Here is an 11,273-nt window from a genome sequence, read left to right as displayed (position 1 = left end):
GATACACATTCGGTCGAGCGGCGATAACATCTTGCAGGGTGGGGATGGTTTCGTTTGTCATTTTATTCCTCTTTCTTTATTAAATGGATACTTCCAGCATTGTACCAGAACAAATCACCCTATAGCAAGAAACAATTGCCCCCAATTAGGTAGAACAATGCAAACCCAAAACAAAAATGGGTCATCGTGAAATGTGTCGAATACACCTAAATCAGTTTGACAGGGTAGCCCAGTAGGGGTAGACTTGGGACAGGAGAGAGTAGCGCACCATGACGACTGAGACCACGGCCAAACAAGCCCCCTCCCTCACCGACCCCACCGGGCGGGAACATTTGCTATCCGGCGAAACCATCACCATTGGCCGGGCCGTAGAAAACGACATTGTTATCACCAGCAAGCGCGTTTCGCGGGAGCATGCCCGGGTGCGGCGCGAAGGCTGGAAAGCCATATTGGAAGATATGGGCAGCACCAACGGCACCTTTCTCAACGACGAACGGCTGCTGGCCCCCACCGAACTGCACGACAAAGACCGCATCAAAATTGGCGACGTGACCCTGGTTTTTCACGATCCCGATATTACCACCCGCGATACGCCCTTTCCCGAACTGGAAATCAACGTAGCGGCGGGCATTGTGCGGGTTGACCGGCACGCCGTCTCCCTGGCCCCCAAAGAGTTTGCCCTGCTGGCTTATCTCTACCGGCATAACGGCGAAGTTTGCTCCAAAGACGATATTGGCAGCGCCGTTTGGCCCGAATACCAGGCGGAGGAAGGCGTTTACGATTACCAAATTGAAAACCTGGTGCGCCGCTTGCGGGCCAAGCTGGAACCGGACACAACCAATCCTCAACTTTTGCTCACCATTCGCGGGTTGGGTTATAAGCTCGTTACCCGCGAATAAGCATCTTTACGTTTCCCCTTTTTTGATGAAAACTGGATAGCCACCTGTTAGCTTACGGATAGGTAACTCCGGCCAAAGCGTGATACCATGCCTTCAGTTTGAAACACACGGAGGAACTTCAAAATGAGTATCACCCATCATAAATTAGCTGGAAATGTTTATCTGGTAGAAGTGAGTGGGCCGCTGAATGTCACCCACGCGGAAGAAGTGGGCCGATATTTTGAGAAAATGGCCGCTAAAGGTGTTGAGCGGGTGGTCGTCAACCTGGCCGGGGTGCCCTTTATTGATGGGCCTGGCCTGGCCGTTTTAGTCGCCGGTTACAAGCTTTTTGGCAATGGGCAGAATTTCCGGCTGGCCGGCCTGCAAATTCAACCCAAACTCGTGCTTGAGTTGACCGGCTTTGACCGCATCTTCCAGGTTTTGAACACTGCGGCCGAGTCGGCGGCTAACAAATCATCTCGCCAAATCCAATCAAGCCACCATGCCCCGGCTTACGTACCTCAGTTAACCGGCGTGCTGGCCAATCCGGCCTAACCTATGAGCGGAGTCTGGATTAAAATCTGGACCGACCTATGGGGGAACAAAATCCGCACCACGCTGGCGGTATTGAGCATTGCCGCCGGCGTGTTTGCCGTGGGAGCCATGTTTGGCATAGCCGACCTGATCCGAACCGGGATGGATACGTCGCATCAGGCTTCCCGGCCTGCCCACCTGCTCATCCATCTCTCAGACTACATTGACCGAGATACCGCCCTCCGCCTGAAAAAGATTAGCGGGGTGGCCGAGATTGAGGTATTGAACGAGGCGCGGGTGCGCTACAAGATAAAGCCGGAGGATGAATGGGCCAAGGCCGTTGTTGTGATGCGGGACGACTATGAGCGGCAATTGTTCGACATTTATCAGCTCCGGGCCGGGGCCTGGCCCCAGAAAAAACACTTTGGCATCGAGCGCAAGTCAAGTGAATTCTTTAACATTGGTCTGGGTGATGAGATCCTTTTTGAAGTAGAAGGGCGAGCGAAAAAATTTTCCATCAACGGCATTATTCGCCATCCCTTTGTGCCGCCGCCCGAATTTGGCGGCGAGGCGTATTTCCTGGCCGATGCCCAGGGCATGGCCCATTTTGGGGAGCCTGAAGGGAAATACATTGAGCTACGGGTGCAGGTGGCCCCTTATAGCCCCGCCCTGGCCCGCGAAATTGCCGCCGAGGTAAAAAGCCGCCTGAGCAAAGAGGGCATTGGCCTGGTGTCCACGTTTTACCAGGACCCCCAAAAGCATTGGGGCGGCACCATTATGGACAGTTTTCTCATGATTCTCAAGGTCCTGGCAGTCGTGTCGTTGGGGGCCAGCGTGGTGCTGGTGCTCAATACCTTAAACGCCATTATTGCCCAACAAACTAACCAGATTGGCATTATCAAGGCCATTGGCGGCACTGCCGGCGTGGTGATCAAAATTTATCTGGCCGTGGTGCTGGTTTACGGTTTGCTGGCCTTGCTGCTTGCTTTGCCCCTGAGCGCGCTGGTGGCTTTTAATACAACCAAACAGTTTTTGGGCTTTTTTAACATTGATTACAGCGTGTTCCAGGTTTCAAGGCAGGCCCTTGTTTACCAGGCCATTGCCGCAATGATGGTGCCTTTGCTGGCGGCCCTGTGGCCGGTGTTGCGCGGCACAGCCATTACGGTGCGTGAAGCCCTGGCCAGTTACGGTCTGGGCAGCGACTTTGGCGCAAGCTGGCTTGATCGGTTTGTGGAGGGGGTGGCCCAACGTTTTTTTGCTGCGCCTTACGCCATTGCTCTGGGCAATATGTTCCGCCGTAAGGGCCGGCTCATCTTGACCCAGGTGGTGCTGATTACAGCCGGGACCATGGCCGTGGTAGTGATGAGTCTGTCTGCCTCCGTCACTTTGACCCTGGACAACGTGTTAGCCAGAAACAAGTACGACACCATTATCTTTTTTAAGGAAGATGAGCGCATTGATCGGGTTGTGACCCTGGCCCAATCGCTTTCCGAGGTCAAGCAGGCTGAAGTTCGTTTTGGGCATCCGGCCTCTATCCTGAAAGCGGGACAACGCGCCAAAGAGGCGGGCCTGGGCACAGAACTGGTGGGTATCCCGGCCAGCAGCGCCATGTTTCAACCGCTGTTGGTTGCCGGGCGGTGGTTACTGCCCCACGATGACCGGGCCGTGGTGATGAGCAAGGACACGGGCGACGATAACAACATCAAATTGGGCGATACCATCACCCTTGACCTCAACGAATTGGGTCAAGACGACTGGCAGGTGGTTGGCTTTTATCATGATATTTTTGCCGGTAAAATTGACAATGTGGATGCCTTGTATGCCAACCAGGAGGCCGTTTGCCGGGCCACCAAAAAATATAACCGGGGTCGTAACCTGTTTGTCAGAACCTACACGCACCAGGTAGATGACGTGGCGGCAGTGACGGCCCGGCTAAAAGATTTGTACAACGCGGGAAATATCGAGGTTCATTCCAGCCAGACTGCCCCCGAAAGCAGGCAGGAGATTGAAGGCCAATTTGGCGTTACAATCTCCATGATGTTAGTTGTGGCCATTATCATGGCCATTGTGGGCGGCATTGGTTTAATGGGCGCGCTCTCTATTGGCGTGGTTGAACGGACCCGGGAAATAGGCGTAATGCGCACCATTGGGGCGCGCACTTACACCATTATGAACCTGTTTGTGCTGGAAGGTGTTCTGCAAGGATTGATGAGTTGGCTGCTGGTGGTGCCCCTCTCGTTTGTTCTGGGCAAACCCCTGTCCAATGCGGTGGGGCAGATCATGTTCAGCATTGATATGGACTATCAGTATAATGTTAAAGCGCTGTTCATCTGGTTGGCCATCGTTTTGATAATCTCGGTTCTGGCTTCAATGGTGCCGGCCCGCAGCGCCACGCGCATCAGCGTGCGCCAGAGTTTGGCGTATCAATAACCAAAATTGAACAATCCCCGGGTTGGTATTATACTGGTATAAACTTCAGCCGGCCCCCAAATTATCCGGTATAATCATCCGCGGATTGAAACGAGTTTAGATAGAGGAGAAAGTGCAGTGGCCTCTGTTTCTTTAGAAGGACAAACCCTCGGCAAATATCAAATTCTGGAACCGCTGGGCAGGGGGGGAATGGCGCGGGTTTACCGGGCCTACCACCCCCAGCTTGACCGCTACGTGGCCGTTAAAGTGTTGCGCTCCGATCTGGTGGAAGACCAAGAATTCCTGGCTCGCTTCCGGCGGGAGGCGCAGGCCGTGGCCACCTTGCGCCATCCCAACATTGTCCAGGTGTACGACTTTGACGTGCAAGACGAACTCTACTACATCGTCTTAGAACTGCTGGGGGGCGATACGCTCAAAGTGCGGTTGACCGATTATCACCGGCGCGGCGAACAAATGCCCTGGGGCGAAATGGTTCGCATTTTGCTGGACGTGCTCGACGGCCTGGCCTACGCCCACAGCGAAGGCATGATTCACCGCGACATCAAACCGGCCAATATTCTGCTCACCCGGCGCGGCCAGGCGGTGCTGGCCGATTTTGGCATTGCCCAGATCATTGGCGGCACCAATTACACGGCCTCCGGGGCGTTGATGGGCACCCTCAATTACATGGCCCCGGAGCAAGGCTTTGAAGGCCACAGCGACGCCCGTAGCGACATTTACTCATTGGGCATTGTGTTTTACGAAATGCTGACCAATCGCACCCCCTTTGAAGCCGACACGCCCCTGGCCGTGTTGATGAAACACCTCAACGACCCCTTGCCGCTGCCGCGCAAAATCAATCAGGCTATCCCCGAACCCTTTGAGCGGGTGGTTCTCAAAGCGCTGGCCAAAAACCCGGCCGATCGCTATCAAAGCGCCGCAGAGATGGCCCGGGCTTTGCGCGAGGCCGCCGATGAGGCCCTGCTGGACCTGCCCGACCGCATTTCCCTGCCGCTCTCCTTTACCACGGCCGACGCGCCGGCAGAGGCGGTGGCCATTTTCTCCGGCACGGCCCGCGAAAAACTGGCCGAGGCCGACTTTGCCGACGACGACACCGACGCCTCGTTAGGCGAACGATTGGACGCGGCCCTTTCGGCGTTTGAAGCAAAAAAAGAGCATGATAAACAGGCGCATGAGGGATCATTCAAAGAACTAATGAGCGCCGTGTGGGGGATGGCGCGGATAGGAATGGGCGAAGCAACCCAGGCCCTGCGCGAAGCAGCCGAGGAGGAACAGCAGAAACTCCAGAAAAAGCGGGCCGCCAAACAAAGGGCCTCCGCTTCAGGCGAATCCCTGGCGGATCAGGCCGCGCTTGGCCACGCAGACGCGGCGTTGAGCCGGCGGCTTGAAGAACGCCTGGCCCACCTGCGGGGAGAACGGTCCTCCCTTGAGTCGGAATACGTTTCCCCCAAACAAAGGCGAACCATACGCAAAGCGGAGCGCGCGGCCCGCAAGCAAGCCCGTCAGAAAGCCGCCGCAGAGTGTGGGCCGGGCTGTTGTGGGGGCATCGGCCAATCTATTCTGAGCGGGCTGACCCTGATCATTGTGGCTAACCTGGTTATTCTCTGGATAGCCGGTGTAACCGATCGGTGGGAAATTTATGAAATTGGCTGGCCCGTGCAGTTGCTTTTGGTGGGCATGGCCTTGTGTATGGTCATGCTGGCTTCCGGCTCTATCTGGCTGCTGATCCCCATTGGCATTATTGCGGGCAATGGGGTCCTGTTCACCTATTACTCCCTCACCGACAATTGGAATCACTGGGATTTTTTGTGGCCCCTGGAACCGCTCCTGGTTATTGTGACCGTCTGGTTTGCCATTGTGATGGCCGGGCGGGGTAATTTCTCGTGTCGGCTGGCCCGCTTTTTAGGGATGCTCTTGTGGGTGGGAGGAGCAGGCATGATTGGGCTGATCCTCATGCTCATCTGGCCGTGGTTTTACAATGCCGCCCTGGATTATTATAATTTTGGCCTGGAGATGTGGGCAAACCTTAATTACCCGGCCCAATAAATGACTTGTTTTCGGCCAGGATGAGAATCCAGGCGACCCCAACGGGAGCGGCGGTGAGTTAGAGCCTCAGCTCCCACTCCCACAACTGCTCTATCGAAACGCCCGCCCCACCACACACCACCATCAACACCGACTCAAAATCAGCCAGCACGTCGGCGTGCTCATACAGCACCGATAGCGATGCGCCGCAGGCCGGTTCCACCACCACCCGCAGGTCATCGGCAAAACGCAGACAGGCCGCCACCGCGGTTTTGTCGGCAACAACCAGGGGCCGGATGTCGTGCTTTTGCACCCATTCCATTAACTTGGGAGTCACGGTTTTGGCCCCCAGGGTGGTAGCAATGGAGTTGATTTGGGGCAGGGTGATCAATTGCCCCGCTTCCACCGAGGCGGCCAAAGAATTGGCTCCCTCGGTTTCCACGGCCAGCACGGGCACATTGCCCCAGCCGTTGCGATGCAGTCCCTCCAAAATGCCGCACAACAAACCTCCCCCGCCGACCGACACCACCACCACGTCCGGCTTGGGGCATTGCCGTTTAACCTCATCAATCAGCGAGGCGTGGCCATCCCAAATAGTGGGATTTTCAAAGGGATGGATGTAAGCGCCGTTGACTTTTTTGACCAGTTCCAACGCATACGTATTGGCTTCATCCCAGGCCCGGCCCCGGATGATCACCTCGGCCCCTTCGGCCCGGATGCGGTTTTTGGCGGTTTCGGAGGTGGTTTCCGGCACCACCACGGTAACCTTTGTGTGCAACCTTCGCCCGGCATAAGCGGCGGCATACCCCGCATTTCCCCCCGATGAACAAACCAGGTGACTGAAACCCGACCGCACCGCTTGTTGGCACAGCGCGCCAATGCCCCGGATTTTAAAGGAACCGACGGGTTGGTAGCAGTCCATCTTTAAAAATATGCGTTTGCCCAGCCGTTGGTTGATGGCCGGGTTTTCAAACATGGGTGTTTCCAGATGAAGCGTGTGGGTTGTCATAAAATCTCCCTCAGAAAGGTGACAGTCACTTTGTAAGTGACTGTCACCTCTGGAATGTCTCAACGAATGATTATATTTATGACTTACGCAGTTCATGTCATTTCGAAGGCGAAGCCTGAGAAATCCCTAGAAAACTATGCCTGCAAACAGCCTGTCTGGAGATTTCTCGCTCCTGTCGTCGCTCGAAATGACATTCAAACGCTCAACTGCGTAAGTTCTAATATTAACATCAAATCTGTTTACTGGCTAAAGTTGTTGGCTTCAACCTAACCGCATCTTTATAGCAGGGTGTTAGCTGTTAGATAGGCAAGCCAACGGCGAATATGGTAACGTGTTAATGACCTTGAGAGTTTCACTATTTTTGAGCAAAATGGATTACAGGAGGCATAAAAATGGAAAAGCGATTTTCAAGTGTGGTGGGCGTAAGCCTGATTTTGTTGGGTGCGTTGGCTTTGGTGGTAAATATAATATTGCCGTCGGTGGGAATTAATTTTTGGACATGGACGGTGGGCCGGCTGTGGCCCCTGATTGTGATTGGGCTGGGCTGGTTATTGGTGCTGATCCCGGTGCTGGTGCGCGGCTGGCGCGGGCTGGGTGGTCTCCTCATTCCGGGCCTCCCAATCTTGACCACCGGCACTATTCTGCTGGGAACCAGTTTTTTTAACTGGTGGCATCTCTGGGCGTGGCTCTGGCCCCTGGAAGTGATCAGTGTGGCCCTGGGTTTCCTATTTGCCGCTATTTACATAGGCTCTATCTGGTTGATTGTGCCGGCCGTTATCATTGGTTTAAACGGGTTGGTGCTGCAATTTTGCGCCCTCACCGGCCTGTGGGAATCGTGGTCGGTGTTGTGGACGGTGGAACCGTTGGCCGTGGGTTTAGCCCTGGTGGCGGTGGCCCTCTTCAAACGTAGGGCAGGCTTATTTGTGGCCGGTTTGATTCTGTGCGGCCTGGCCGGGGCCGGGTTTTTAACAATGACGGGTATCCTGGCGGCCACCGTTTCCTGGCCGTGGTTGGGGTTGGTTGAACTGGTTGCGCCGCTCATCCTCATTCTGGTCGGGATGTTGTTGGTCGCCTGGAACGTGGCCCATCGCCCCAGGACCTCTAATTTGTTCTAATGACACCATCACTTGCATGGGTCCTATTTTGATACTTCCTCCCGATTTCGGGGGAACAGAGGGGAGTAAAATAAAACTTGCGGGCAAGTTTTTACACCCCCCTCATCCCGGGGTTTACACCAGACGCAAATGGGATATAATTGAAGTAGAGTTGGTGGTATAAAATTTTGGTTCATGGATAGAATCTGTGCATGTCATTGCGAGCGAGACGCAATCCCCGGTCAGCAGGGGTGGAGACCGTTTCGCCTCCGGCTCGCGGTGATATGTCTGCACACGTTTTATACATGAGTCAAGATTTTATAACCGCCCTTCTGCTTATCTTTATAGGCGAAATGGCCCTATAAAAATTTATGGAGCCGCCGTTATCTCAACGCGCCAGGGCTTAAGGCCAGGTGAGGCGATGACCTTTAAACTCTTTGTCGCTCTTTACGTTGGTTTGATTGTGGGCATGATTATCCTGTTTGTGACCAATTTTCCGGTAGCCTGGATCTTTTTCAGTTTTCTGTTTGTAACAGCGTTTGGCGGGATACTGTTGATAAACCGCCCTTATCTTATTGTGGCTATTTTTTTGCTGGCCTCGCTGATTGTGTTGGGGATAGGTTTGTTTGGCATCAGACAGTCAAGCCAAATCAGCGCCTGGCCAACCGCTCCCGGCGTCATCACGGATTCCTGGTTTTGTACCCAAACAGTTAACGGCGATGTGGTTTACAGCGGCCCGTGTATTGAGTATCGCTATCGTGTTGACGGCCAAACCTTTCAGGCGAGTTCGATAGACACGGGCGAGTTTGCCCAACGTTGGTGGTCCCGCATCCCCGATATCTATGCCGAAGGCCGGGAAGTGAAGGTATATTACAATCCCAATAACCCCGGCCTTTCCCGCTTGTCGGCGGGCATTTTGCCGCGGGATTGGGTTACAACGATGGTGGGGGCCATAATGGCTGCGCTCTCGACCTTCACCCTCTGCTGGGTTCTCTTGAACCGCAAGGAGACGCCGCCAAACATCGCTCCTGTTAACGTGCCGGAGGAGCAGACTGCTCACCCTGACCGTCAGGCCAGGCCCCCCCGCGGCTCGCAAAAATCAACAATCCCGGATATTGCCGACCAACTCGAAAAACTGGCCGCGCTGCACCAGCAACAGGCGATCACAGACGAGGAATACGAATTGGCCAAAAAGAGGCTGTTGGGCCTTTAGCCCTTACGCCATTCACCTGCCTGGAACTAAATAATTGAGGTAGAACTTACGCAGTCCAGGTGACAGTCACTTACAAAGTGACTGTCACCCGGAACGCATGAACGATTTAATTCTGAGATAAAAACCGGCTCAATGAATCCACGCGCGTTAATTTTAAAATGGCCTATTTACGGTTGGTTGGGGTTGGGCTTGATCCTAGTTTTCTGGTGGCTCAACTGGTCGCTGCCCGGTTTGCGCACCCACTGGGCCTTTTTCCCTTTGTGGTTGGGCTACTGCCTCACCATTGACGCCTGGGTTTTTCGGCGCAAAGGTAGCTCTCTGCTCACCCGTAACCCCAAAGCCTACCTCAGACTATTCCTCTTTTCCGCCCCGGCCTGGTGGCTTTTTGAGTGGCTCAATTGGCGCACCCAAAATTGGGTCTACGCAGGGAGCCAATCCTTTTCCACGTTTCAATACATTGTGTTAACCTCGTTGAGTTTTTCCACCGTAATGCCGGCTGTTTTTGGCACGGCCGAATGGGTGAGCACCTTTGCCTGGCTCCGGCGTTTGGGCCCCGGCCCCGTTATTCCCCTGAGGCGTTCCGTGTTGCTCGGTTTTTTTGGCGCCGGTTGGTTAATGTTAGCCTTAATGTTGCGCTGGCCGCTCTACTTTTTCCCTTTTTTATGGCTGTCGGTTTATTTTATTCTTGAGCCGCTGAATGTCTGGCTGAAGCATGGCTCATTGGCTTATTCCACCGCCAAAGGTGATTGGCGGCCGGTAGTGGCCTTGTGGGTGGGCTGTTTGCTGTGTGGATTTTTGTGGGAGATGTGGAACTACTATTCCTATCCCCAGTGGATTTATCAGGTGCCGTTTGTGGATTTTTGGCGTATTTTTGAAATGCCCTTGTTAGGCTATGGCGGCTATTTGCCCTTTGCCCTGGAGTTGAGCGCGCTCTACCATCTGCTGGTGGGGGTGTTCAAACAGGCAGACATGCGGCCTTATCTCCAACTTCAGGCTGCGGCCAATCATTGACGAACGACACCAACCGGACAGGCAGGAAAACATGACCACAAACTCTGAAGAATCCCCCCTCTCTAACCAGGCCGCCCTTACGCCGGCCACGGGCGTCAGGCCCCAAATCCGTTACCTCATAGCTGCCGCCGCCAGCTTGAGCACGCCGGCGGTGCTGATTTATACTTATACAACCCGGATTTATATAGTGTACGACATCATGCTGTTCATCTCGGCCATTTATTTGTTCTATAGTTTCAAGACCATGCTCCTGACCCGTTTCAATTTTGCGCGCATCAAGTTTCCCGGGAATTTGCTCATTTCCAGTTTGATCTTCTACTTCCTCATCTACCTCTCCCGATTTCTCTTAAACCATAATCCCCTGGACCTTGATTTTGCCACAGCCACGGTTGGGGAAAAGGCCTTGTTTTATGCCGCCATCGCCGGCCTGTTTGGCCTCAGCAGCGGGACCACTATGGTTAGCTTTGAATTGCAAGATTTTCCGGACCGGCTGTACCGCTTATATTACCCCCTCCGGTTTCTGCTCATGCTATTGGGCCTGGAGATGTTTATGACCGCCGTGGGCTTTGTGACCTTCCACCTGGCCACAGCCCGGTTGATCATTGCCTTGAGCATTATGGTGGTCATCACGGCCGACCTGTTGCTGCTGCTCACCTATAGCCTCACCTGCGTGCTGTTCAGTTTTATTTTTTTGTTTACGGCTTTGCGCCCCCCATCCCGGCCGGGGCAGGCTCAGTAGAGCCACGCTGCGTTTTTTAGCCTGAATCTGCGTCCATAAGCGGTCAACGGCGTAAGTTTTATTTATAATTGATTGTGCATTTGGCCCATAATCTGGAGCCTGTCTTCAATGCGGCAGGCTCTTTTGATTTTTATTGCTGCTCATCCTGACCACAGGGATATATCTGGCGCTCCGAGGAGCGGAACGACGAGGAATTTTCGGACTACCGGCCAAAATAGAGTAGCAAAGCGGAGATTCCTCGCTCGTACCGCGTTTATACTGAGATTAGTTTGAAACCGTTACTTTCAGTAACAATGGTGGATATGTCATTCGACGCCGCTACGCTTACAGGAGAAATCTC

Annotated in this window: 9 protein-coding genes; 8 read left to right on the top strand and 1 reads right to left on the bottom strand. The window is 54.0% G+C overall.

The genetic code is table 11. The features are described 5' to 3' along the window. The first annotated feature begins 269 nt into the window (after positions 1–269). The 4 genes from JW953_08315 (at position 270) to JW953_08300 (ending at position 5,888) form a co-directional block, all read left to right on the top strand. Positions 270–899 (top strand): winged helix-turn-helix domain-containing protein, encoded by a 630-nt coding sequence (locus JW953_08315; GenBank protein ID MBN1992697.1) that lies wholly within the window; start codon positions 270–272, stop codon positions 897–899. Between the two features lie 123 nt (positions 900–1,022). Continuing rightward, the gene (locus tag JW953_08310; GenBank protein ID MBN1992696.1) at positions 1,023–1,433 is read left to right on the top strand and encodes an STAS domain-containing protein; all 411 of its coding nucleotides are present in this window, start codon (positions 1,023–1,025) and stop codon (positions 1,431–1,433) included. Between the two features lie 3 nt (positions 1,434–1,436). After that, the gene (locus JW953_08305) at positions 1,437–3,842 is read left to right on the top strand and encodes an FtsX-like permease family protein (GenBank protein ID MBN1992695.1); all 2,406 of its coding nucleotides are present in this window, start codon (positions 1,437–1,439) and stop codon (positions 3,840–3,842) included. 117 nt (positions 3,843–3,959) lie between these two features. Further along, a complete protein-coding gene (locus JW953_08300) occupies positions 3,960–5,888 on the top strand; it encodes a protein kinase (GenBank protein ID MBN1992694.1) in 1,929 nt (642 codons plus the stop codon). 58 nt (positions 5,889–5,946) lie between these two features. Here the strand turns inward: JW953_08300 and JW953_08295 are convergent, their stop codons facing one another. Then, a complete protein-coding gene (locus JW953_08295) occupies positions 5,947–6,876 on the bottom strand; it encodes a pyridoxal-phosphate dependent enzyme (GenBank protein ID MBN1992693.1) in 930 nt (309 codons plus the stop codon). Between the two features lie 392 nt (positions 6,877–7,268). Here JW953_08295 and JW953_08290 point away from each other — a divergent pair, with 392 nt between their 5' ends. From JW953_08290 to JW953_08275, 4 genes are all read left to right on the top strand, one after another. Next, on the top strand, positions 7,269–7,991 hold the full coding sequence (locus tag JW953_08290; protein ID MBN1992692.1) for a hypothetical protein: 723 nt from the start codon (positions 7,269–7,271) through the stop codon (positions 7,989–7,991). A 400-nt stretch (positions 7,992–8,391) separates the two neighbouring features. Next, positions 8,392–9,183 carry a DUF3592 domain-containing protein gene (locus tag JW953_08285; GenBank protein MBN1992691.1) on the top strand — a complete coding sequence of 264 codons (792 nt, stop codon included), beginning with the start codon at positions 8,392–8,394 and terminating at the stop codon, positions 9,181–9,183. A 189-nt stretch (positions 9,184–9,372) separates the two neighbouring features. Continuing rightward, the gene (locus JW953_08280; protein ID MBN1992690.1) at positions 9,373–10,194 is read left to right on the top strand and encodes a hypothetical protein; all 822 of its coding nucleotides are present in this window, start codon (positions 9,373–9,375) and stop codon (positions 10,192–10,194) included. Positions 10,195–10,225: 31 nt separating this feature from the next. Then, positions 10,226–10,933 (top strand): hypothetical protein, encoded by a 708-nt coding sequence (locus JW953_08275; protein ID MBN1992689.1) that lies wholly within the window; start codon positions 10,226–10,228, stop codon positions 10,931–10,933. The last annotated feature ends 340 nt before the right edge of the window (positions 10,934–11,273 follow it).

This window comes from Anaerolineae bacterium (assembly GCA_016931895.1).
Lineage (GTDB): Bacteria > Chloroflexota > Anaerolineae > 4572-78 > J111 > JAFGNV01.
Note: the sequence above shows the minus strand (reverse complement) of the source record. Positions and strands in the feature narration are given on the sequence as shown.